Annotated in this window: 19 protein-coding genes; 8 read left to right on the top strand and 11 right to left on the bottom strand. The window is 73.5% G+C overall.

All coding sequences use genetic code 11. The annotated features are described in order from the left end of the window. Window positions 1–351 precede the first annotated feature (351 nt). The 4 genes from AB0I41_RS08585 to AB0I41_RS08570 all read right to left on the bottom strand — a co-directional run bounded on the left by AB0I41_RS08585 (window position 352) and on the right by AB0I41_RS08570 (window position 6087). Window positions 352–3657 carry a S8 family serine peptidase gene (locus AB0I41_RS08585; RefSeq protein WP_357103596.1) on the bottom strand — a complete coding sequence of 1102 codons (3306 nt, stop codon included), beginning with the start codon at window positions 3655–3657 and terminating at the stop codon, window positions 352–354. Window positions 3658–3698: 41 nt separating this feature from the next. After that, a complete protein-coding gene (locus AB0I41_RS08580) occupies window positions 3699–4964 on the bottom strand; it encodes a hypothetical protein (protein ID WP_357103593.1) in 1266 nt (421 codons plus the stop codon). Continuing rightward, window positions 4964–5596 carry a SigE family RNA polymerase sigma factor gene (locus AB0I41_RS08575; protein WP_357103591.1) on the bottom strand — a complete coding sequence of 211 codons (633 nt, stop codon included), beginning with the start codon at window positions 5594–5596 and terminating at the stop codon, window positions 4964–4966. The genes AB0I41_RS08580 and AB0I41_RS08575 overlap by 1 nt, the downstream gene beginning before the upstream one ends. A gap of 197 nt (window positions 5597–5793) precedes the next feature. Further along, window positions 5794–6087 (bottom strand): hypothetical protein, encoded by a 294-nt coding sequence (locus AB0I41_RS08570; protein ID WP_357103588.1) that lies wholly within the window; start codon window positions 6085–6087, stop codon window positions 5794–5796. Between the two features lie 252 nt (window positions 6088–6339). Between AB0I41_RS08570 and AB0I41_RS08565 the strand changes: the two genes are divergently transcribed. Both AB0I41_RS08565 and AB0I41_RS08560 read left to right on the top strand, forming a co-directional pair. Then, a complete protein-coding gene (locus tag AB0I41_RS08565; protein WP_357103586.1) occupies window positions 6340–7113 on the top strand; it encodes a helix-turn-helix transcriptional regulator in 774 nt (257 codons plus the stop codon). Further along, window positions 7104–7292: a DUF397 domain-containing protein gene (locus AB0I41_RS08560; protein ID WP_357103584.1), complete on the top strand. Its 189-nt coding sequence runs from the start codon at window positions 7104–7106 to the stop codon at window positions 7290–7292. The genes AB0I41_RS08565 and AB0I41_RS08560 overlap by 10 nt, the downstream gene beginning before the upstream one ends. Window positions 7293–7308: 16 nt before the next feature. Here AB0I41_RS08560 and AB0I41_RS08555 read toward each other — a convergent pair whose 3' ends face one another. After that, window positions 7309–8181 carry an alpha/beta hydrolase gene (locus AB0I41_RS08555; RefSeq protein ID WP_357103582.1) on the bottom strand — a complete coding sequence of 291 codons (873 nt, stop codon included), beginning with the start codon at window positions 8179–8181 and terminating at the stop codon, window positions 7309–7311. Between the two features lie 241 nt (window positions 8182–8422). On the opposite strand from AB0I41_RS08555, the gene AB0I41_RS08550 reads away from it, so the two are divergent. Further along, window positions 8423–9883 carry a menaquinone biosynthesis decarboxylase gene (locus tag AB0I41_RS08550; protein ID WP_357103580.1) on the top strand — a complete coding sequence of 487 codons (1461 nt, stop codon included), beginning with the start codon at window positions 8423–8425 and terminating at the stop codon, window positions 9881–9883. After that, window positions 9883–10794 (top strand): menaquinone biosynthesis prenyltransferase MqnP, encoded by a 912-nt coding sequence (mqnP, locus tag AB0I41_RS08545; RefSeq protein ID WP_357103578.1) that lies wholly within the window; start codon window positions 9883–9885, stop codon window positions 10792–10794. Before AB0I41_RS08550 ends, mqnP begins: the two co-directional genes overlap by 1 nt. A gap of 117 nt (window positions 10795–10911) precedes the next feature. Here mqnP and AB0I41_RS08540 read toward each other — a convergent pair whose 3' ends face one another. Next, complete coding sequence (locus tag AB0I41_RS08540; protein WP_357103575.1) at window positions 10912–11877, bottom strand: terpene synthase; 966 nt, start codon at window positions 11875–11877, stop codon at window positions 10912–10914. Window positions 11878–12038: 161 nt separating this feature from the next. On the opposite strand from AB0I41_RS08540, the gene AB0I41_RS08535 reads away from it, so the two are divergent. Next, window positions 12039–12668 (top strand): UbiX family flavin prenyltransferase, encoded by a 630-nt coding sequence (locus AB0I41_RS08535; RefSeq protein WP_357103573.1) that lies wholly within the window; start codon window positions 12039–12041, stop codon window positions 12666–12668. A gap of 68 nt (window positions 12669–12736) precedes the next feature. Here the strand turns inward: AB0I41_RS08535 and AB0I41_RS08530 are convergent, their stop codons facing one another. Then, on the bottom strand, window positions 12737–13003 hold the full coding sequence (locus tag AB0I41_RS08530) for a BldC family transcriptional regulator (RefSeq protein ID WP_204925734.1): 267 nt from the start codon (window positions 13001–13003) through the stop codon (window positions 12737–12739). A 268-nt stretch (window positions 13004–13271) separates the two neighbouring features. Here AB0I41_RS08530 and AB0I41_RS08525 point away from each other — a divergent pair, with 268 nt between their 5' ends. From AB0I41_RS08525 to AB0I41_RS08515, 3 genes are read left to right on the top strand one after another with little or no spacing between them, the layout of a single operon-like run. Continuing rightward, complete coding sequence (locus tag AB0I41_RS08525; protein ID WP_357103570.1) at window positions 13272–13730, top strand: Lrp/AsnC family transcriptional regulator; 459 nt, start codon at window positions 13272–13274, stop codon at window positions 13728–13730. 46 nt (window positions 13731–13776) lie between these two features. After that, the gene (locus AB0I41_RS08520) at window positions 13777–14622 is read left to right on the top strand and encodes an SDR family oxidoreductase (protein ID WP_357103567.1); all 846 of its coding nucleotides are present in this window, start codon (window positions 13777–13779) and stop codon (window positions 14620–14622) included. Between the two features lie 10 nt (window positions 14623–14632). Beyond that, window positions 14633–15724: a PLP-dependent cysteine synthase family protein gene (locus AB0I41_RS08515; RefSeq protein WP_357103564.1), complete on the top strand. Its 1092-nt coding sequence runs from the start codon at window positions 14633–14635 to the stop codon at window positions 15722–15724. 13 nt (window positions 15725–15737) lie between these two features. Here AB0I41_RS08515 and AB0I41_RS08510 read toward each other — a convergent pair whose 3' ends face one another. The 4 genes from AB0I41_RS08510 to AB0I41_RS08495 form a co-directional block, all read right to left on the bottom strand. After that, complete coding sequence (locus AB0I41_RS08510; protein WP_357103561.1) at window positions 15738–16358, bottom strand: putative glycolipid-binding domain-containing protein; 621 nt, start codon at window positions 16356–16358, stop codon at window positions 15738–15740. Window positions 16359–16457: 99 nt separating this feature from the next. Next, window positions 16458–18377, bottom strand: coding sequence for a DEAD/DEAH box helicase (locus tag AB0I41_RS08505; protein ID WP_357103558.1), 1920 nt, complete (start codon window positions 18375–18377; stop codon window positions 16458–16460). 231 nt (window positions 18378–18608) lie between these two features. After that, window positions 18609–19823: a hypothetical protein gene (locus AB0I41_RS08500; RefSeq protein ID WP_357103555.1), complete on the bottom strand. Its 1215-nt coding sequence runs from the start codon at window positions 19821–19823 to the stop codon at window positions 18609–18611. Window positions 19824–20210: 387 nt separating this feature from the next. Beyond that, entirely contained in the window at window positions 20211–21767 is a 1557-nt protein-coding gene (locus tag AB0I41_RS08495; RefSeq protein WP_357103552.1) for an NlpC/P60 family protein, read from the bottom strand. Window positions 21768–21994: the final 227 nt, after the last annotated feature.

Genomic DNA, 21994 nt, shown 5'->3' with positions numbered 1-21994 from the left:
GAGACGATCTTCTGGCGTAGACACCCGAAAGATCACCAGAAGTCGCGCTCGTCCCACAACTCCAACCTCGTCCGGTCCCCAACACGGACAGAACACCTCAAGCCAGAACAACGCCGGGGCCGTGCCTCAACCCGGACATCATCATGACTTTGCCGGGACCTGGGGCGAGCACGCCGGCCACGTCGCGATCGAGGCGGCGGTGGCGATGTCGCACGAGAAGTGGATAACGCCGCCCGATGAGGCCCGTCGGCACGGTAACGGGTAACGGGTAACGGGGGCGGTGGGAACCGGCGGGGAATCGGTTCGCAGCGCCCCCGCGTTGGTGGATCGACCAGGTGGACCGGGAGGTGCCTACCCTTCGGTCAGCCGGTAGGCTCGGATAATGGCCTGGTCCACCGTGTTGCCCGCGCTGTCGGTGCTCCTGGCCCGCAGTGACACATAGCCGGCGGTTGCTGGATGACGCACGGTGAGCATCCCGCCAGCGTCGGACCGCTTCAGCTCTGCCCGCTGCCACGTCCGCCCGTCGTCATAGGAGACGTCGACGGTGAGATCACGGACCATTCCGGTGGGCGCACCCGGCTGGCGGTACACGGTCACCGGAATCTTGACGGTGGCTCCGGCCGGCGCCGCGTTGGCCTCGTCCAGCTGCGGAGCGAACCGCACCACCGAGACCGGCAGCGGAGTGCTGCTGCCGGGGCTGGCGGCGGACCGGAACGTCCACTCGACGCTGGTCCGGGTGGCCAGGCTGGACGGCGCGTCGCGTCGGGCGTCGAGCCGGAGCCGGTAGCCGGCCTCGTCGGCGGGCACCTCGAACGTGCTCTCCCACCCTTCCGCCGTGCCGAGCAGGACCCCGTTGCGGTAGAGCGAGGAGGCGTATTCCGCGTCTTCCGAGAGCGCGAACCGGTCCGCCGTGTCCGAGTACAGCGAGAGGTAAGCGCGAATCGTGTTGTCCGTCCGGGCGACTCCCTTCGGTTCGCCGTCCGGGATATCGAGCCCGAAGAAGGCCGGCCCGAACACGCCACGGTTCCAGTTCTCCCGGTAAGTGCGGCCCGGCTGGTAGCGGCCCACGCCCCACAGTGAGGTCACGAAGTGCTGATTGTCCGCGCTGTGCTCGAGAAAGCCGTTTTCCCAGGTCACCCCAGTGTCGACGTTGTAGTACTCGGTTCGGGTCATGGGCAGCGCGAAGTCGACCTCGGCAAAGAAGCCGCCCGTGGGCAGATCCTCGGCCGAGGCGATCGCGTTGAAGCGGCCGCGTAGTCCCGGGGCGGTGCTGGCGTACGAGGCTTGCACCGTGGCCAGTTCCTCGGGGCGTACGTCCCGGACAAACCCCGTGGGCACGCTGCCCCGCACATACCAGGCGAGCCGATAGCCGTACGGGCTGTCGGTCGGGCCGGCGTCGCCGCCCCGGGCCCACTGGCTACCGACCTTCGCCCACACACCGTCGTGCGTGCCGACCGGCCCGAGCTGCGCGCTGTACACCTGGTCGAACGAGTCGCCGAACGTGAGGGTGGCGATGTCGGACTTGTCCTCGGTCGGAACGCCCACGATCAGCTCCGCCTTAAGTGAGCTGGCCGTGGGGTTCGGCACGGTCACCTTCAGCGGTTCAGCCAGCCGGGCGTCGAGGTTGACGGTCTGGTTCCGGGTCAGCTCCAGTCGGGGCTGCACCAGGTGGGTCAGGTCACCGTCGGGCTCGTAGATCCAGGTGCCGACCATGTACGTCCCGCGCGGCAGCCGCAACGTGCCACTTGCCGGCACCAGAAGCCAGTCGGTCGCCCCGTCGATGCGGAAGACCATCGGCTGCACATCGGTGGCCGGGGCGCCGTCCCGGTCGGTGTGCACCAGCGTCATGTCGTAGCTTTCGATCTCCCTACCGACCGACAGTGGCGTGTTCACCACCAGATCGCCGGCGGTGGCGACCAGGTAGCCCCCGTAGTTGCCGTCCGGCGCGTCCAGCCGGGTAGAGGCGGTCAGCGTGGTCTGGGCGGTGCCGCCGGCCGGTACGGTGAGCCGGTTGGCGGCCAGGGTGAACATCCCGGCCGGGGCCGGCTGATTGGTCGGACCGGTGGCCTGGACGGTCAGCGCCAGCTCGATCGGTCCGCTGCTGCTGTTGTGGTAGGTGACGGTCCTGGTCACCGGCTCGTCATCCGCGTGTGGCCACTGCTGCAACCCGAACGCCACGCTTGGTGGACTCGCCGTGATCGACTGCGTGACCGCCCGACCGACGTCCACCCGGCCGGCGCCCTGTTCGAAAACTCCGCTGTCAGGGACCCGAACCGCAGCAGCCATCAGCGTCGCCTTGAGCTGCTCGCCGGACCAGTCCGGATGCTGCTGGGCCAGCAGCGCCGCCGCACCGGCCACGTGTGGGGTCGCCATCGACGTGCCGGAAAGACTCATGTACGCGTCGCCGGGCGTGCCGAGGCCCCCGTCCGAGCTGCGGGCCGCGGTGATGGCGACCCCGGGCGCGGTCAGCTCGGGCTTCGCCGCGGCGTCGGCGGTCGCCGGTCCCCGGCTGGAGAAATCGGCGAGGACGTCGTCACGGTTCACCGCGCCGACGGCCAGCGCGGCGGGGGCGCTGGCCGGTGAGCCGATCGACTGCGCGGGTCCCGCGTTGCCGGCGGCCACCACGAACAGGGTGCCGTACTGGGCGCTCAGGTCGGTCACCGTTTGCTCCAGCGGATCCGTTTCCGGACCGTCCGGGCCGCCGAGGCTCAGGTTGACGACCTTCGCGTGCTGCTCGGTGACCGCCCACTGCATCCCGGCCATGATCCACGACTCGGCGCAACCGAAGACGACACAGACCTTGCCGCTGACCAGGTTGGCGTCCGGTGCCACCCCTCGGTTGCTTCCGTCGGAGGCGGCCCCGCTGCCAGCCACCGTGGACGCCACGTGCGTGCCGTGTCCGAGCAGGTCCCGGTCGTCCTCAAAGCCCTCGGTGAAGTTCTTCGAGGCCGCGATCCGACCGGTCAGGTCCGGGTGATCGCCGTCGACGCCGGTGTCCAGGATCGCCACCGTCACGCCCTTACCGGTGTAGCCGGCCTGCCAGGCGGCCGGGGCGCCGATCTTCGGCACGCTGGTGGCCAGCGCCGGCTTGCGCAGGCCGTCCAGCCACACCTTGCGTACGCCGCTGGTCGGGGCGGCTGCCCGCGCCCCGACGGGCAGGCTCCGCCAGAACTGTCCGGCGTCGCTCCGTGCGGCGCGTACCGCGAAGTTGCCCTTACCCGGCAACGCCCGTACGACTCGGGCCCCGGCTGTGGCCGCGCCGGCCCGCGCGGTCCGCCCGGCGGCGCCATCGGCGTACGTGACGATCAGCGGCAGCTCGGCGGCCCGGTCGTCGTAGCCGCTGTCGAGCAGTGTTGTCACATCGAACAGCCGGCTGTCCAGCAGTCCGTCACGCAGCGGGCCGACCGCGTCGCTCGGCACCACCCGCAGATGGCCGGCGGCCCTGGTGGCGGCGAACGTGACGTGCTCCCGCCCCTTACCTCGGGTTATCGAATAGCGGGCGGCGTCGGCACCGTAGATGGTGACCCGGTCGCCGGTGAGCAGGGTGACCGTCCGTACCGGCTCCACCGGCGTGGGGTTGGTCCGAGGGGCGGCGGCGCTGGTGGTGCCCGCAGTGGCCTGACCGGCCGTGACCTGGGCGCCAGTCAGGACAGCCAAGGCGAGGCCCAACCGTGCGGCGGTATGCCAATGGGATCGCATCAGTTTCCACCTGCCTGGCATTGCCACCGGACCGGCTTGTGCCCGCTCGTACCGGCGGCCTGGGTACCCGCGTCGCTGACCGCGAAGGCATAGGCGTTGTTTTCACCGGGGAGGCTGGGCAGCTTGCGGAGCGTGCCGTCCGCGGAGCGCAGCGAGGCGGTCCGGTCGTCGTGGTTGACCACCATTTCGCCGCCGGAGTTGACGGCCCGGACCTCGCCACCCGACACAGTGGTCGCCTGACCGGTCCGAAGGTCCCAAACCACTGCTACCTTCTGGCTGTCTGCAGTCTGGGCGTCCGGCGTCGGCGGAGTGGCGACCCGGTCGCGGCTGTGCTGGGTCCTGCTCGGCACCTGAGTCGGCCCGGACGGCCCGACTCCCCGACGGAACAGGTCCGCGTACGCCCACTCACCCTGAGCACCGCGCATACGCGAACTAGATAATCCGTCCGGGACGGTCGGGTGGCTGCCCTGTCCCTGAGCGTTCCACATGTAGGCCGAGCCGCCCTGGTCGTCGTCCAGGGCACCGACCACGACCCCGCTGTCCGAGATGCCGAACGCCATCGCCCGGCCCGGTGCCGGAAGGATGTCCACCTGGGCGTTCGCGCTGGTGCCGCGCCATACGGCCGCTGCCGTCCTGTCACCGCCGAAGAGCACTCCAGCCACGTCCCCGCGAGCGTTGATCGCGGTCGCTTCCGCGCCGGTGTAGCCCTCAGGGATCGGCAGAGTGATCACCTTGCCGTTGACGTACGCCCAGGCGACCGACCGGCCACTCGCGTCCTGGCCGCTACCCACCGTGACCCCGCTGTCGTTGACGCCCTTGGCCTCAGCGGGCCCGTTGACCTTGATGGGCTCGGCCCGCGTGCCGTCCCAGCGGACCGGCGTGGCCAGCGCGTTCCCGACCGAGGAGAACCCGGCCAGGAAGCGACCGCTCGGTGAGCCGGCGTTGACCTCGGCGGTCGTGGCCTTCGGCGGTAGCTCCAACGCCGCCACGGTGCAGGGGGCGGAAGGACCCGCGGTGCCGACTGCGGCGGGGCTCAGGACCTGGCTGCCGCTGTCGTCCCGGCTGCGGTCGAACGCGCTCACCCCGCCAACGGTGGCGAGGCTGAGCACGAAGACCCCGGCGACCGCAGCCGCCGACCGGCGCCGGCGACGGGCCCGCCGGCCGTCGGCGAGCAGGCCGGCCGCCGCGACCCGGCCCGGCGGAGGCGCTACTGTGGACAAAAGGGTACGGACTACCGCGGCGTCGCGGTCTTCATCGCCATGCATTACACACTCCTCGATTCTTGAAGACGGCCTTGATCAACGCCAGGCCACTGCTCACTCAAGAGGCGACGCATTGTGGCGAGCCCACGTGATGTCTGGCTCTTGACGCTGCCGGTGGAGCAGCCCAGCGCCGTCGCGGCCTCCTGCACCGACATGTCGCAAAAGAACCGCAGGACCAGCACACTGCGCTGGCCCCGACTCAACGCTGCGAGGGCCGAGCGCACGGCATCGGCGTCCTCCACGCTCGGTCCCGCCGATGACGGCAGCTCGGGCGTCCGCCAGGACAACAGCACCTTCGCCCAGGACCGGCGGGCCTCGTCGAGGTATCGGCGCACCAGGATGCGGTGCACGTACCCGTCGAGGTTCTCGACCGTCCTTATCTTCGACCAGCGCAGGTAGACCGTGACCAGGGCGGACTGCACGATGTCGTCGGCGCGATGCGCGTCGCCGCAGAGCAGATACGCGGAACGCCGTAACCTACTCAGCGCCACCGAGACGTACTCGACATACTCCTCGTCCTCTTCTGCCGACAATTGGTCTCCTCTCTCCGACATCACTTCTATCGGCGCCGCGTCAGGATCCGGTTGTCGGCCATCGCCGAAATCTTGCCGATGCCTCCAGTCGATGCGGCTCATCTTGATCGAGCCGCAGCACAGCGGCGGTGATCGGGCAACAGCAAACGGTCGCGGAAGACGATCGTGGCGGCACTGGTGACCCAGGGCTTGGGTGCCGCTGGCTCGGGTTCGGTGGCGGCGAGGTCGGGGCCAGACGATCACAGCGAGTTAACCAACAGAGTCAACGCCTCCGCTGCGGGATTGCGGTCGTCCGGCAGTCAAGCGTCCGGGGACTGCGGCAGCCGGGGTGCGCGTGGGGCTGCCCAGCCGAGGAAGCGCTCGTGCAGCGCTCCGGGCTTCGGCCTGTTGTGCGGGTTGAGTCGGTGCAGGTCGTCGACGGCGTTGTACAGCATCCCGGCGAGGTAGATCGACAGGGCGACGTGGCTGCCCCGGTAGTCGGCCAGGAGAGTTAGCCGTGCCGTGCCGCAGGGCCACGGAGCGCCACAGGCCCGGCAGAGCCACAGCGGGCAGAGGGGGACATGGAGCCGCGTGGGCTGAGAAGAGCCGGTCACCGGCGCCCTCCTTTTCTCGGCAGCTGACCTGGCGGAGGGGCCGTCCGTCGCCGACGTGCCGGACGGCCCCTCCGCGATTCCGCCCGTCTCCCGGGTTGGATCCGGGCGGCTCCGTTGTGCACAGTCTGGTGAGGACATCACTACGCTCGGAAGGCATTCGGCTGCCCTGTGTGCCTGGCGAGGTCGCCGGTGAGGTCGGTGAGAATCGCGGGCGCGGTGGTGAGGAGACGTGCGGATGGACGAGCGGTCACGGTGCTGATCGAGGAGCTGCGGCACATGCGGGTGGCGCGGCGGATGACCCAGGAGGACCTGGCCAGGGCGATCAACTATTCGCCGTCGACGGTCGCGATGGTCGAGACCGAGGCCCGTAAGCCACCGCCCGACTTCTGGGAGCTGGTGGACACGGCGCTCGACACTGGCGGTGCGTTCGCCCGGATGCTGGTCCGGTTCGGCTCGCCGCAGTGGATGCGGGAGTGGGAGGCCAACGAGCGGCAGGCGACCGTACTCCGGTCATTTCAGAACATGGTGGTGCCGGGCCTGTTGCAGACGGCGGCCTACGCCCGCGCCCTGTTCCGCAGCGTCGGCTTGTTCGACGAGGAGGAGGTGGAGCGGCGGGCGGCGGCGCGGCTGGAGCGGCAGGCGGTGCTGACCGGCGAGCGGCCACCGCAGCTCGTCGCGGTGCTCGACGAGCACGTGCTGCGCCGCCCGGTCGGCGGCCCGCTGGTGATGCGCGAGCAGTTGCTGCGCTTGGTGAAGGTGGTTACGGAGCATCCCCGGGGCGGCTGCAGGTCGTGCCCGCCTCGGTCGGCGCGTATCCGGGTGTCGCCGGAGCCTTCGTGCTGGCTGGCTACGCTTCCCACCGGGGAGGATGTCGCCTACCTGGACGACCAGCTCAAGGGCAAGGTGATCGACCACACCGAGGACGTGCTGGCGGTCCGGACGTCCTGGGAGTCGATCCAGGGTGAGGCGCTCCCGCCCCGGCAGTCGATCGAGTTGTTAGCGAAGGTGGCGGAATCATGGAGCTGATCGGCGCCCGGTGGCGCACCAGCACCCGGAGCAGCACCAACGGCGGGGACTGCGTCGAGGTGGCCGACAACCTCTCCGGCGTGGTCGCCGTACGCGACAGCAAGGACCGCGAGGGCGGCGTGCTGACTTTCAGCCCGGCCGCCTGGCGCGCGTTCGTGGACCTGACGCGCAACCGCTGACCTGCACGACAGTCAATCAGTCCCGCAGGAAGGGTAGCAGCAGGGCGGCCAACTCCGCCGGCCGCTCCTCGAAGAGCCAGTGGCCGCTGTCCTCGACCACCTGGCCGGTGACCGTGCCGGCGTACCGGCGCACCTGGTCGGCCACCTGCTCGCCGAGGCTGGCCCGGGCGCCGACGGCCAGCACCGGCATCGGCAGCGGCGTCTTCCGGTACGCCGCGTTGTCCGCGACGTCCTGCCCGAACGCCCGGAAGTAGGCGAAGCTGGCCCGCAGGTGGGCCGGGTCGCTCAGGTGCCGGGCATACTCCTCGATGTCGTCCGCGCCGATGCTGTCCTTGTTCACCATGATCGAGTCGGTGAAGCGGTCCACCCAGAGCGATTCCCGGCCGGCGACCAGCTCCTCCGGCAGGCCGTTGGGGACGTTGAAGAAGCCGAAGTTCCACACCGCCGGTCCGGCGGCGGTCAGCGCCGGGATGGTGTAGATGCTCTCGTCGGGGATCGGCGCCTCGGTGAGCACCAGGCGGGCGACCCGGTCGGGATGGGCGGCGGCGTACGCGTACGCGACCATGGTGCCCAGGTCGTGGCCGACCAGCCGGACCTCCTCGGCCAGGCCGAGCCCGGTGAGCAGCCCGTGCAGGTCGGCGGCGACGGTCTTCTTGTCGTACCCGCCGGGTGGGGCGTCGCTGTCGCCGAAGCCGCGCAGGTCGGGTGCGACCACCTCGTACGAGGTGGCCAGCTGCGGCAGCAGCCCCCGCCACATCCGCCAGCACTGCGGATAGCCGTGCAGCAGCACCACGGTGGGCCCCCGGCCGCCCCGGACATAGTTGATCGCCACGTCACCGACCTGGGCCCGCTGCTCGGTGAACCCCGCCGGAACCCGTCCGTCGTCCATCGCCGCTCCCCGTCTCGACCGGCGGCTCGACTACCCGGCCGGCTGCCGCCCATGCCAGCGGGCGACAAGGTCGGGTCGCCCTCGGCAACCCGGCGCGACGGGACGCCCGCCCGGGCCGGGTGCCGGACGGGCGGGGAGACGCACGCGCGGCGGGTCGTGCGCCCGGACGCGTGGGGAGACGCACACCGCCCGGGCCTACCCGGCGTGGGCGGCGCGTCCCGTGGTGCGGGAGACTGGCCGCATGGCGGCTCGTGGCTTCCCGTACACCGATCTCAAGGACTTCCTCGCGGCGCTGGAGCGCGCGGGCGAACTGCGGCGGGTGAGCGTCCCCGTCGATCCCACGCTGGAGATCAGCGAGGTGGTCACCCGGACCGTCCGCGCGGGCGGCCCCGCGCTGCTCTTCGAGCGTCCCACCCGGGGCGAGATGCCGGTGGCGATCAACCTCTTCGGCACCGAGAAGCGGATGGCGATGGCGCTCGGCGTCGAGTCGCTGGACGAGATCGGCGAGCGGATCGGCGCGCTGGTCAAGCCGGAACTGCCGGTCGGCTGGTCGGGCATCCGCGAGGGCCTGGGCAAGGTCATGCAGCTCAAGTCGGTGCCGCCGCGCAAGGTGAAGACCGCCCCCTGCCAGCAGGTGGTGTACCGGGGCGACGACGTCGACCTGAACCGGCTGCCGGGCCTGCAGGTCTGGCCCGGCGACGGCGGGATCTTCCACAACTACGGGCTGACCCACACCAAGCACCCGGAGACCGGCAAGCGCAACCTCGGTCTTTACCGCCTCCAGCAGCACAGCCGCAACACCCTGGGCATGCACTGGCAGATCCACAAGGACTCCACCGCGCACCACGCCGTCGCCGAGCGGCTCGGGCAGCGGCTGCCGGTGGCCATCGCCATCGGCTGCGACCCGGTGGTCAGCTACGCCGCCTCCGCGCCGCTCCCCAGTGACATCGACGAGTACCTGTTCGCCGGCTTCCTGCGCGGCGAGCGGGTCGAGATGGTCGACTGCCTCACCGTGCCGTTGCAGGTGCCCGCGCACGCCCAGGTGGTGCTGGAGGGCTACCTGGAGCCCGGCGAGCGGCTGCCCGAGGGGCCGTTCGGCGACCACACCGGCTACTACACCCCGGTCGAGCCGTTCCCGGTGCTGCACGTCGAGACGATGACCATGCAGCGCGAGCCCGTCTACCACTCGATCGTCACCTCCAAGCCGCCGCAGGAGGACCACGGCCTGGGCAAGGCCACCGAGCGGATCTTCCAGCCGCTGCTCAAGCTGCTGATCCCGGACATCGTCGACTACGACCTGCCGGCCGCCGGGGTGTTCCACAACTGCGCCATCGTGTCGATCCGCAAGCGCTACCCGAAGCACGCGCAGAAGGTGATGAACGCGATCTGGGGCGCGCACCTGATGTCGCTGACCAAGCTGATCGTGATCGTGGACTCCGACTGCGACGTGCACGACTACAACGAGGTCGCCTTCCGCGCCTTCGGCAACGTCGACTACGCCCGCGACCTGCTGCTCACCGAGGGCCCGGTGGACCACCTCGACCACTCGTCGTACCAGCAGTTCTGGGGCGGCAAGGCCGGCATCGACGCGACCCGCAAACTGCCCGCCGAGGGCTACACCCGGGGCTGGCCGGAGGAGATGACCATGTCGCCGGAGGTCACCTCCCTGGTCGACAAGCGCTGGAAGGAGTACGGGATCTGATGGCGGTCCTCGACGCGCCGGCCGAGAAGCCGGGCCGGGTCAAGTCGTTCCTCAGGCTGGTCGCGATCGAGCACTCGGTCTTCGCGCTGCCGTTCGCGTACCTGTCGGCGCTGACCGCGATGCGGATCGACGGCGGCCGGGTGCGCTGGCTCGACCTGTTGCTGATCACCGTCGCGATGGTCGGGGCGCGGACGTTCGCGATGGCCGCCAACCGGATCCTCGACCGGCGGATCGACGCCCGGAACCCGCGTACCGCGAACCGGGAACTGGTCACCGGGGCGGTGAGCGTGCGCACGGCCTGGACCGGCGCGGCCGTCGCGCTGGTGGTCTTCCTGGCCGCCGCCGCCCTGCTCAACCCGCTCTGCCTGGTGCTCGCGCCGCTCGCCGTGATCCCGCTGGTCGGCTACCCGTACGGCAAGCGGTTCACCAACTGGCCGCACGCCATCCTGGCGATCGCGCAGGCGGTCGGCCCGGTCGGCGCCTGGCTCGCGGTCACCGGCACCCTGGACGGCTCCTGGCCGGCCTGGCTGCTCGGCGCGGCCGTGGGGCTCTGGATCGGGGGCTTCGACCTGATCTACGCCTGCCAGGACGCCGACGTCGACCGCACGATCGGCGTGCACAGTGTCCCGGCGCGGTACGGCCTGCGCTTCGCGCTGCACGCCTCGACCGTCGCGCACGTGGTCACCTTCGCGCTCTTCATCTGGTTCGGCACGCTGGTCGGCTTCGGCTGGCTGTGGTGGATCGGCCTGGCGCTCACCGCCGTCGCCTTCGGCTACCAGCACCTGGTGGTCAGCCCCACCGACCTGAGCAAGGTCAACCGGGCCTTCTTCACCGCGAACGGCTTCGTCGGCATCGCGCTCTTCCTCCTCGCCCTCCTCGACCTCGTCGTCCGCCTCCACCTCCGCCCCTGACCCCCCACCCCCACACGCCCCACGATCCGCGCACTTTCTCGGAAAGAGTGGCCTTCGCTCGCGGAATGGCCACTCTTTCCGGGAAAGTGCGCGCGAAGGCGACGCGGGGTGCGGGGGTCAGGCGTCGTGGGGGGTGGGGTAGCGGGCGCTCTCCACCGTCCAGTCGATCGTGCCGCGGACGGCGTCGGCGATCCCGTCGAGGTGGCTGGCGACCGCTGGGTCCAGGGCCGGGCCGAACGACGGCACCGACGCGCGCAGCGCGACGAAGCGGTCCATCGCCGCCCGCCAGCGCTCGGCGACCAGGTCGACGGCGCCGTCCAGCGGCACCCCCCGCTCGGCGGCCACCGCCAGCACCAGGTTGTGCCCGCCCGAGGTGTCCCGGTCCCGGTCCAGCGAGGCGAGGTCGTTGTACCAGGAGAGCAGGTCGTTGCCGAGCTCGCCGATCCGGCGTAGCGACGGGTGGTGGTGGACCGGGTCCGGCAACGGCCGCCCGGTGGCGAACTCGATCAGGGGGTACGACACGTACGCCGCCGACGTCGCCCGGCGCAGCTCCACGTACTCGGCCACCGAGGGCCGCCGCCCGAGGTCCCTGGCCACCGCCTCGCGCCACGTGCCGTCCAGGTGGTGGGCGACCGCGTCGGCGAAGCGCAGCCGCCAGCGGGACGGCATCCGGCGCCGGGGCACCCGCCAGGCCTCGACCAGCAGCCGGCGCAGCGGCCCGCCGAACCCGGGGTGCCGCCGCCGCGGGCCCTCCCGCAGCAGGCTCAACGCCCCGGCCCGCAGCGCCTGGATCTGCGGTGGGGCGAGCCGGCCCGGCCCGTCGCAGGCGTCGTCGACCAGGAAGAACCAGGTGAAGAGGGCGGCCAGGGTACGCAGGTCCGGCTCGCTGGCGTCCGGGTAGAGCCGGCCCGCGTACCGGGCGAAGCCGGCCCGGTCCAGCCGCTCCCGGGCCGTCCCGTCCAGCGGCAGGCCCAGCCGGGGCAGCCGGTCCAGCAGCCACTTCTGCACCGGGTCCGCGTACGGCGACAGCCGGGGCGGGATCGGGCACGCGGCCCGCAGCGACCGGAGGACCTCCTCGACCATCGTTCGATTCCTCCCGTACGGCGCGGATCGCCGACGGCAGCATCGCAGGTCGGCTCCGCCGCCGTTGTCCCGGTTCACGGCGGGACACACCGGGGACACGGAGCGCAGCCGTCGGGGGGTCGCCCGGCGGGGCGCGGCGCCGACCAGGCACGCTGGACGACATGCGCGAACCATGGGTGGTCGGGGTCTCCGGGGCGTCCGGCACGCCGTACGCGGCGGCCGTCGTCAACGGGCTGCTCGACGCCGGTGAGCCGGTGGACCTGATCGTCTCCCGGGCCGCCCGGTTGACCGTGCTCGACGAGACGGGCCGCCCGTTCCGGGACGGCCACTGGGCCGAGGACCTGGCCGCCTGGCTCGGCCGCGACCTCGTCGACGCCGACGTGCGGCACTGGCCGGCCGGCGACCTCGCCGCCGGCCCCAGCAGCGGCTCCTACCGGGTACGCGGGATGGCGGTGGTGCCGGCGAGCACGGCGGCCTGCGCGGGCATCGCGATCGGGCTCTCCAAGGACCTGCTGCAGCGCGCGGCCGAGGTCAACCTCAAGGAGCGCCGGCCGGTGGTGGTGGTGCCCCGGGAGACGCCGGTGACCCGCAGCCACCTGGAACACCTGATCGCGTTGCACGACGCCGGAGCGGTGGTGCTGCCGGCCAGCCCGGGCTTCTACGGCTCCGGGGCCTCGGCCACCGCCCAGCAGTTGGTCGACTTCGTCGCCGGCAAGTTGCTGGACGTCCTCGGCGTGCCGCACACGCTGTTCCGGCGCTGGTCGGGGCAATTGGCCGCCGACCGGTCGTAGCGGAACCTCACCCCGGACGGGGCGCGGACCGGACCTGTCGGCCGGCCCGCGGATCCGTCTCGCACCATTCAGTACATGCCGGCGTTGGCCGGACCCGGCCCGGTCGAGGCGGCGGGGCCGACATTGCGCGGCTTGCCGATGTCCTCCGCCTCGTCCAGCATGCCCTCCCCTTCCAGCAGGGCCCGCACCTCGGATTCCCGAAACCGGCGATGCCCGCCTGGAGTCCGGATGCTGCCGATCCGGCCGGCCGCCGCCCAACGCGTCACGGTCTTCGGGTCAACCCGAAACAACGCGGCGACCTCACCCGGTGTCAGCAGGCGATCTCCAGTGTCCACAGCCCCCTCCTCGCGTCGACGAAGCCCCCGGCTGAACACACTGCCCCCGGCCGGTGCGAGCCCAGAGCCGTCATGAGGGACGTATGGCAATTACAGCACCAGCGACCTGGCCTGTCCGCCAAACGCGAAAAACGCACTGAGTGGGAAGTTAGTAAATGGTACCGGTGCCGAGCCCCCTTGACCGTTGGTCTGCGAAGTGTGACGCCCTGTCAGGTGCAACGGGTGCCGGACGCTCGCCGTTACGCCCGGACGGCTAGGGTCACTCTCCGTGGACGCAATCGACCTGAGCCTCGTCGACCTGCTGCGCGGCAACGCCCGCCTGTCGTACGCCGAACTGGCCCGGCAGGTCGGCCTCTCCGCTCCGGCCGTACACGAGCGGGTCGGCAAGCTGGAGTCCGGCGGCGTGATCCGGGCGTACCGGGCGGAAGTGGAGCCGGAGGCGGTCGGGCTCGGCGTGACCGCGCTGATCGGCATCGTCGAGGACTCCGGCGGGGACACCGACGACGTGCTGGAGACGCTCCGCCGGATGCCCGAGATCGAGTCCTGCTACTTCATGGCCGGCGTCGAGTCCTTCCTGCTCAAGGCGCGGGTCGGCACCATCGCCGAACTGGAGCAGCTGATCGTGCGGCTCAACCGCACCCCGGGCGTGGCGTCCACCCGCACCGGCATCGCCCTGTCGACCAAGTGGGAGAACCGTCCGCAGCCGCTGGCGTCGCCCACCACCTGACCGTCGGGGTCTGGCGCCGCCCGCCCGGCGGCGATACCTTGCGCCGATGACCACCCCCGTACGCGGCGCCGCCGTGGTGACCGGTGCGGCCGGCGGGCTGGGCCGGGCCATCGCGGCCGCGCTGCACGCCGACGGCTGGGCCGTACTCCTCACCGACCTGGACGCCGGCGCCGCCGCCACGGCCGCCGCGCCGCTCGGTGGCTGGTCCCGGGCGCTGGACGTACGCGACGAGACGGCCTGCGCCGAGGTCGCCGCCGAGGCGGCCGGCGGGACGGCCGGCGGGCTCGGGCTCTGGGTCAACAACGCCGGCATCCTGGTCACCGGGCCGTCCTGGGAGCAGGACGCGGCGACCCGGCGGCGGGTGGTCGAGGTGAACGCGCTCGGCGCGATGACCGGCACCCTCGCCGCGCTGGCCGTGATGCGCGCCCAGGGTCACGGGCACGTGCTCAACGTCGTCTCCCTCGCCGGCCTGATCGCCGCGCCCGGCGAGACCGTCTACGCGGCCAGCAAGCACGCGCTGCTGGCGTTCAGCCTCGGCACCCTCGCCGACCTGCGGATGGCCGGGCTCCGGGACGTACACGTGTCGTGCCTCTGCCCGGACGGGATCTGGACGCCGATGCTGCACGACCGGCTCGACGACCCGGGGGCGCTGGCCTCCTTCACCGGAACGATGCTGACGCCGCAGCGGGTCGCGGCCCGGGCCGCCCGGCTGGCCCGCCGCCCCCGCCCGGTGGTCAGCCTGCCGCGCTGGCGTGGCGCGCAGGTACGGCTGCTGGACGCGTTGCCGCGGTTGGCGCTCGCGCTGACCCCGGTGGTCCGGGCCGCCGGTCGGGCCGGGCAGCGCCGGCAGCGGCGCCGGGCCGGGCCGGACCGGAGCCGGGCTCACTTGTAACGTTGCCGGCGTGACTCATCTGGAGCGGTGCGACGAGGCCAGCCGGACGTGGGTGACCGAGGCGATCGCCACGGTCGAGGCGGACGCCAACCGCTCCGCCGACACCCACCTGCTGCCCTTCCCGCTGCCCCGGGCGTGGGGGATCGACCTCTATCTCAAGGACGAGTCGGTGCACCCCACCGGCTCGCTCAAGCACCGGCTGGCCCGCTCGCTCTTCCTGTACGGGCTCTGCAACGGCTGGATCGGCCCGGAGACCAGCGTCATCGAGGCGTCCTCCGGCTCGACGGCCGTCTCCGAGGCGTACTTCGCCCGGATGCTGGGGTTGCCGTTCATCGCGGTGATGCCCGCCTCCACCTCCCTGGAGAAGATCGCCCAGATCGAGTTCCACGGCGGGCGCTGCCACCTGGTCGAGGACCCGGCCAGGGTGGTGATCGAGGCGCGCTGGCTGGCCGAGGACAGCGGCGGGCACTTCATGGACCAGTTCACCTACGCCGAGCGGGCCACCGACTGGCGGGGCAACAACAACATCGCCGAGTCGATCTACGCGCAGCTGGCGCTGGAGCGGCATCCCGTACCGGCCTGGGTCGTGGTGGGCGCCGGCACCGGCGGCACCAGCGCCACCATCGGCCGGTACGCCCGCTACCGGCGGCTGCCCACCAAGCTCTGCGTGGTCGACCCGGAGAACTCCGCGTTCTACCCGGCCTGGCAGGCCGCCGACTGGTCGGTGTGCACCGGTCGCGGATCGCGGATCGAGGGGATCGGCCGGCCGAGCGTGGAGGCGTCCTTCCTGCCCTCGGTGGTGGACCGGATGACCCAGGTCCCCGACGCGGCCTCGCTGGCCGCCATGCGCGCCGGCTCGGCCGTGCTCGGCCGCCGGGTCGGCGGCTCCACCGGCACCAACCTCTGGGGCGCGTTCGGGCTGATCGCCGAGATGCTCGCCGCCGGGCGGACCGGCTCGGTGGTCACCCTGATCTGCGACGCCGGCGACCGGTACGCCCGCACCTACTACGACGACGCCTGGGTGGCCGGGCAGGGGCTGGACCTCGCCCCGCACCTGGCCACCGTCGAGCGGTTCCTGGCCACCGGCGCCTGGCCGGCCTGAGCCGGGCCTCGGCTCAGCGGGCGTCGGCCCGCTCGGCCAGCCCCGGATAGCGCAGCACCAGGCCGTCGGCGTCGAGCGTCAGGTCGGCCCGGAAGGTGTCGCTGGCGAACCGGACCCGGCCCGGGCCGAGCGGGGTGTAGACCTGCTCGGTGCGGACCACCTGCAGGCTCGGCACCAGCACCCACGCCACGGTGACGGTGTGCGGGAGATCCGGCGCCGCGCCGGTCAGCCCCAGCCGCCGGACCGGCAGGGCGTTGAAGAGCGGGGACCCGCCCAGGTCGACGTCGAGGGCGTCGTGCAGCCGCTCCGGGTCGTCGGACCCGGGCAGCCCGGCCGGTGGTTGCCCGGCGACCCGCAGTGCCGCGTCCAGGTCGCCCTGCTCGGCGGTGGTCACCCGCCAGCCGTCCGCGCCGCGCTCCAGCCGTACGCTCCGCGACCAGCCCGCCCCCTCGACCGCCACGTCCAGGGCGCTGGTGACCCCGTCCGCCCTGGCGGCCAGCCGGTAGCGGCACGTCCAGGGGATCGGGTCGACGGCGAGCTGGGTGCCGTGCGCGAGGAACCCGGGACCGTCGTCGAGGACGGCGTGCTCGGCCCCGGCGATGTCCGTCCGGATCCAGAAGAGTGACCTCGGCATGGTTCGGACGGTACGCCAGCCGGCCGACACCGGCAGCGCATGCGGAAACGCCGCCACGGAGCGCGAGCTCCGCGGCGGCGTGCCGGATGGTCGGATGGATCAGTGGGTACGCGCCGGCGGCCGGCCGCCGAAGCCACGCCGGTCGTCGCGCGGCCGGTCCTCCCGGCCCCGCCCCTCGGGGCGGAACCCGCCGCGACGGTCCGTGCCACGCTGCTCGCCGCCGAAGCGGCGCTCACCGTGCGGCCGGTCGCCGGAACGCGGCTCGCCCCGGTCGCCGAAGCTCCGCTCGCCCCGGTCGCCGTAGCGCTCGCCGGTCGGGCGGTCGGTGCGGTCGCCGAAGCCCCGCTGGCCGCGCTCGCCGACCGGCCGGTCGCTCCGGCCGTCGAAGCTCTGCTCGCCGGTCGGGCGGTCGCCGCCACCGGCGAAGCGGCGGTCACCGTAGCGCTCGCCGCGTCCCTCGCGGTCGCCGTAGCGGCGCTCGCCCTGCGGACGGTCCGCGTAGCCGCGGTCGCCCCGGTCCCCGAAGGAGCGCTCGCTCGCCGGGCGGTCGCCCCGGCCGTCGAAGCGGCGCTCACCGTAGCGCTCGCCGCGTCCCTCGCGGTCGCCGAACCGGCGCTCGCCGGCCGGCCGGTCGCCGTAGCGGCGCTCGCCCTGCGGGCGGTCACCATAGCGGCGCTCCCCGGTCGGGCGGTCGCCGTAGCGGCGCTCCCCGGTCGGGCGGCCGCCGAAGCGGCGCTCCCCGGCGGGGCGGCGCGGCTCGGGCTCGTCGCGGACCGGGACGCCGCTCGGCTCGCGGGCACCGGTCAGCTCGGCCAGCGCCGGGTCGCCGGCCCGGACCCGGGCCTCGGCCGGCGCGACGCCGGCCTTCTCCATCATGGCCAGCGTGGTGCGGCGCTGCTTCGGCAGCACCAGGGTCGCCACCGCGCCGGACTCGCCGGCCCGGGCGGTACGGCCCGCGCGGTGCAGGTAGTCCTTCGGGTCCTTCGGCGGGTCCACGTGCAGCACCAGGGAGACCCCGTCGACGTGGATGCCCCGGGCGGCCACGTCCGTGGCGACCAGGACGTTCATCCGGCCCTCGCGGAACTCGGCCAGCGTCTTGGTGCGCATCCGCTGGGTCTTGCCGCCGTGCAGGCCCCCGGCCCGCACACCCACCGCGGCGAGCTGCTCCACCAGCCGGTCCACCCCGAGCTGGGTACGCGCGAAGAGCATGGTCCGGCCGGAGCGGGCCGCGATCGACGCCGCCACCGCGAACTTGTCGTGCGGCGGGATCAGCAGCAGGTGGTGGTCCATGGTGGACACGGACGCGGTCGACGGGGCGGTCGAGTGGGTCACCGGGTCGGTCATGAACCGCTTGACCAGCGAGTCCACGTCACCGTCCAGGGTGGCGGAGAAGAGCAGCCGCTGGCCGCCCGCCGGCGTCTTCGCCAGCAGCTCGGTGACCTCGGGCAGGAAGCCCATGTCGGCCATCTGGTCGGCCTCGTCGAGGACGGTCACCTCGACGTCGTCCAGGCGGCACACGCCCCGGTTGATCAGGTCGCCGAGCCGGCCCGGGGTGGCCACGACGATCTCCACGCCGCGGCGCAGCGCGTCGATCTGCCGGTCGTACGGGACACCGCCGACGGCGGTCTTGAGGAAGATGCCGACGGCCTTGCCGAGCGGCATCAGGGCGTCGTTGACCTGCATGGCGAGTTCCCGGGTGGGGACCAGCACCAGGGCCCGGGGGTGCAGCGGACGGGCCCGGTTGCGGTCGGCGAGCCGGGCGATCAGCGGCAGCCCGAAGGCCAGGGTCTTGCCGGAGCCGGTCTGGCCCCGGCCGAGCACGTCCCGGCCGGCGAGGGCGTCCGGCATGGTCGCCCGCTGGATCTCGAACGGGGTGGTGATGCCCTGTCGGGCGAGCGCCTCGACCAGCGGGCGGGGCAGGCCCAGGTCGGCGAAGTCGACGGCGGGGGCGGGGGCGTCGTCCCCGGCGGTCGGGTCGAGGACGGACGGAATCGTGCCGGGGTCAGCGGAGATGGTCAAGAAATGCCTTTCGAGCGGGGCGCATCTTCGCGATGGCCCGCTGCGGCTGAACGCCGCCGAATCGCCCGCAAGATCGCCCATGGGCGCGCACCACGCGCGCCGGGTCAGTGATCTGCACCAGTGTACGGCGGCCCGGCGAGGTCGCCAGCCGAGCGCCCGGGGGTAGTGGGCGGACTCACCATCGCGGGCGTACCCCGGGGCGTGGCGGACGCGGGCCGGGACCGGCCCGGCTCACTTGGACAGGATGTTGCCCACCAGCCCGTCCATGGCGTCGTTGGCGAGCAGCACGATCAGCACGCTGATCGCCACCAGCAGCCCCAGGGCGGCGGCCAGGACGACCACCACCCGGGTGGTGCGGGACCGTTCGACGGGCGTGTCGGCCCAGCCCTGGGCCAGGATGTGCCCGGTCAGCGAACCGGAGTTCTCCAGCGGGCTGCCGGCCGGGAAGGAGACCGTCGCGAAGCCGGGTCCCCCGGTGCCGCCGTACCCGGTGCTGGCCAGGTCCGGCCCGCCCCGGTACGTCGTGCCGGGCTGGCCGCCGGTCCCGGCGGCCGGCGTGGCCCAGGAGGGGCGCTCGCGGGCCGGGGGAGTCGACGGCGCCCACGCCGGCGTCGCCGGTGGCGCCGAGACGGGCGCGGCGGCGCGGGCGGGTGGCGCGGAGACCTGCGCGGCGGCCCGGAACGGCGGCGCGGCAGCGGGCGGGGCGGAGAAGGGCGGCGCGGAGGCCGGCGGGGTGGCGACAGGTGGCGCGGAGACCGGGGCCGTGGCGCGGGCGAGCGGCGTGTTCGGACCCGGCACGGCCGGCGGCGGCGGGAACGGCGGCGCCGGCATCGGGCCCGGCGGCGGCGGGGGCGGTGGCACCGCCGGCCCGGGCGGGGGTACCGGCGGACCGGGCACGGGTGGGACCGGCCCCGGCGGGGTCGGGCGCGGACCGGGCGGCGGGGCCGGCAGCGGTGGCACCGGCGCGGGGAACGGCCCGGGAGCCGGCGGCTCCGGAATCGGCGCGGGCCTGGGTGGCGCCGGCGTGGGAGCGGGCTCCGGGGTCGGGGCGGGCTCCGGCTCGGGCGTCGGCGGGGTGGGCGGCTGGGCCGGCTCCGGGGGCTGGGCGGGCTCGGGCGGCTCCGGGTTGACCGGTGCCGACCGGTAGACCGTGGCGGCCCGGCCGGCCCGCGCGACCTCGCCGGCCGCCCCCGCGGCGGCCTCCTCGGCCGAGATCCGGCTGAGCCCCGGCACGGAGGCGCTGGCCCGGGTGCCCGGCGTCGACCCGCCGTCGCGCTGCCCGGGCACCGACGCGGCGCCCACCACGGGCCCGGAGCCCGCGGCCCGGGCGGCGGCGCTCTCCCCGCCGGTAGGGGTGCCGTCGGCGGTGTCCGGTGCGGCGGCCCGGTAGGTGGTGCCGGAGGCGGGGGCCACCGGCAGGTGACCGTCCTGGGGTGGCGCGGTCACGGTGGCGACGCTGGCCCGGGCGCGGGCCGGCACGCTGGGCGGTGGCGAGTCTGGGGTGGCCGGGGCCGCGTCGGCGCTCGTGCGACCCGGTGGGACGTCCCCGCCCCCTGCGGGATCAGGGGCGGCCAACGAGGCGTCCACTCCCGCGCCGTCGACTCCGGACGGTCCCGTCCGGGCGGGACGGGTCGTGGCGGCCGGTTCAGGCACGGATCCGCGGTCGACGGTCTCCGCCGGAATCTGTAGCTCGCCCATGCTCGCCCTCCGTGCCGCGCTCGCACCCGCACCCGTGACGCCGGGCCGGGAGTGCCTGCATGTCACGGTGCCACATTCCTCCCCGCCGGCACAGCCGGAGCGCGTACCGGGCGGGGCCGGTGTGGTCGCGGCGGGTCAGGCGCCGGTGCTCGCCGAGGCCGGGGCGCTGCTCTCCGGGGCCAGGCTGCTCGACGCCGTGCTGGGCTCCGCGCTGCTGGTCGTCGGGCTCGTCGTCAGCGACGGGCTCGGCGACGGGGTCTCCTCCGACGGGGTCTCCTCCGACGGGGACGTCGGCGGGGTGGACGGCGGAGTGGTGGGCGGGGTGGACGGCGGCCGGGTCGGTGCCTTCGTGGAGGTGGGCGAGGGATGCGGCGCCGGGGTGGTCGGCTTCGGTGAGCCCGAGCCGGTCGGCTTGGGGGCCGGCGTGGTGGGCGGCGGCGGCGCCGGGGTGGTCGGCGCGGGCACCGCACCGACGACCCGGGTGGCGGCGTAGAGGCCGGACCACCGGACCGTGGAGATCTTGACCACGTCGCCGGTGGACGGGGCCTGCACCATCTTGCCGCCGCCGATGTACATCCCGACGTGGTGAATGGTCGTCCAGCTGCTGCCCGAGGCGAAGAAGAGCAGGTCGCCGGGGAGCAGCGCGCTGCGGTCCACGGTGCGGGCCCGGGTGGCGTAGTACTGGTCGCGGGAGACGCGGGGCAGGTCGTAGTAGCCGGCCGACCGGTACGCGGCCCACATCAGGCCGGAGCAGTCGAACCGGTCCGGCCCCTCGGCAGCCCAGAGGTACGGGTCGCCGAGCTGTGCCAGCGCGTACCGGACGGCGGCGAGGGCCTGCGGGCTGGCGATCAGGCCGGTGGTGCTCTGCCCCTCGACGTACGCGGCGCCGAGCTTCTGCTCGGCGGCCTCCTGCTGCCGTTCCAGCTCGATCAGCTGGGCCTGGTTCTCCGCGCGGAGCTTGACCAGCTTCCGCTCGTTCTCCCGCAGCGCCTTCTCCACCGCGGTGAACTGCTCCTCGGCCCGGCGGACCCGGTCCTGTGCGGAGGCGACCGCCTGGGTGGCCACCTGCTCGGCCGTCCGGGCGCGGGAGAGTTCGCCGGCCGCGGCGGTGGTGGCGCCCTCGGCCTGCTCGCCGCGGGAGATCCGCTGCAGGACGCTCAGCCCCTGGAGGTCCTCGGCGATCTCGCCGGGCGGCAGGGCGGCGGCGGCCTTGAAGGCGTCGGCGGCGACGGTGTCGGCGCGCTGCTGGGCCCGGAGCAGAGCGTCGCGGGCGCGGGCCAGCTCACCCTCGGCGGCGGTGACCTGCGTCCGGGCGTCGTCGCGCTGCTGGCGGAGCTCGAGCAGTTGGTCACCGAGCTGGCCGTTCTGCGTCTCCAGGGCGGTGATCTGGGCCAGCAGCGGGCTGGTGGCGACCCCGCCGACCGGCAGGGTCGGCGTGCCGCCGGGCAGGCCGGTCGCGCCGCCGGTCAGGCCCGGGGTCCCGCCGGGCAGCCGCAGGCCGCTGGCGGTGACCGGGCGGGAGCCGGTGTCGGGCACGACGTTGGGCAGCGCGGGTTCGGCGTACGCGGGGGTGGCCAGGGCCATCGCCGCGACGGCGCCGAGCAGGGCCGACCAGAGCGCGGGACGCAGCACCGGCGAGATCACCGGGCTCCTGCGTCGTCGCTGCCGTTGCCCGTGCCCGCTGTCGACCATTCCGCTCCCCGTCCGGCGTGCCGTGCCGCGCCCGGTGGGCGCGGCGCCCGGGACGCTACCAGTGTGTGTCGCGCCCCACCCTGTCTACCGCACCGGGGCAGCGATGTCGATGCGTCGGCCGGTTACGGGAGCCTGAGAGTCCGGTGAAGTGGGTCGCTGATGGTGCCCGTGCTGCGGGGTGGTCGGTGCGCCGACGTAGGCTCGACCGGGACCGCAGGCGGAAGGGA

Source organism: Micromonospora sp. NPDC050200 (assembly GCF_040656135.1).
Taxonomy (GTDB): Bacteria; Actinomycetota; Actinomycetes; order Mycobacteriales; family Micromonosporaceae; genus Micromonospora.
This window is presented reverse-complemented; position numbering and strand designations above follow the sequence as displayed.

Coding starts and splice junctions, on each gene's coding strand:
- AB0I41_RS08580 (WP_357103593.1), bottom strand. CDS start 4,964: ATGCATGGCGATGAAGACCGCGACGCCGCGGTAGTCCGTACCCTTTTG.
- AB0I41_RS08575 (WP_357103591.1), bottom strand. CDS start 5,596: ATGAGCCGCATCGACTGGAGGCATCGGCAAGATTTCGGCGATGGCCGA.
- AB0I41_RS08560 (WP_357103584.1), top strand. CDS start 7,104: ATGGAGCTGATCGGCGCCCGGTGGCGCACCAGCACCCGGAGCAGCACC.
- AB0I41_RS08555 (WP_357103582.1), bottom strand. CDS start 8,181: ATGGACGACGGACGGGTTCCGGCGGGGTTCACCGAGCAGCGGGCCCAG.
- AB0I41_RS08550 (WP_357103580.1), top strand. CDS start 8,423: ATGGCGGCTCGTGGCTTCCCGTACACCGATCTCAAGGACTTCCTCGCG.
- mqnP (WP_357103578.1), top strand. CDS start 9,883: ATGGCGGTCCTCGACGCGCCGGCCGAGAAGCCGGGCCGGGTCAAGTCG.
- AB0I41_RS08540 (WP_357103575.1), bottom strand. CDS start 11,877: ATGGTCGAGGAGGTCCTCCGGTCGCTGCGGGCCGCGTGCCCGATCCCG.
- AB0I41_RS08535 (WP_357103573.1), top strand. CDS start 12,039: ATGCGCGAACCATGGGTGGTCGGGGTCTCCGGGGCGTCCGGCACGCCG.
- AB0I41_RS08520 (WP_357103567.1), top strand. CDS start 13,777: ATGACCACCCCCGTACGCGGCGCCGCCGTGGTGACCGGTGCGGCCGGC.
- AB0I41_RS08510 (WP_357103561.1), bottom strand. CDS start 16,358: ATGCCGAGGTCACTCTTCTGGATCCGGACGGACATCGCCGGGGCCGAG.
- AB0I41_RS08495 (WP_357103552.1), bottom strand. CDS start 21,767: ATGGTCGACAGCGGGCACGGGCAACGGCAGCGACGACGCAGGAGCCCG.